Here is a 246-nt window from a genome sequence, read left to right as displayed (position 1 = left end):
AACGGGTTTAATGATGTTCGTTTCCCATCTACTCTCAAAATATTTGACGAAGGGAAAATTACAAAGCTCTGCAATCGCGATTACTTTAGGTTTGGTTGTTGCTTACTTCGCAGGGGTTTATACGCAAGGAACCAAAGGTGTCTCTGACATCGCTATTTTTTCAGGTTTTGCACTGTTGGGCGGAGCCATGATTCGTGATTTAGCGATTGCTTCAACTGCATTTGAAGTTGATGTGAAAGAAGTGAA

Annotated in this window: 1 pseudogene; it reads left to right on the top strand. The window is 41.1% G+C overall.

The features are described 5' to 3' along the window. Positions 1-10 precede the first annotated feature (10 nt). Positions 11-246: pseudogene (locus GJQ66_RS13580) on the top strand (malonate transporter subunit MadM); the annotation flags it as partial.

It is taken from the genome of Microbacterium sp. ZXX196 (genome assembly GCF_009709595.1).
Classification (GTDB): Bacteria; Actinomycetota; Actinomycetes; order Actinomycetales; family Microbacteriaceae; genus Microbacterium; species Microbacterium excoecariae.
The sequence above is the reverse complement of the archived record's forward strand: the minus strand, read 5'-3'. Positions and strand labels throughout refer to the sequence as shown.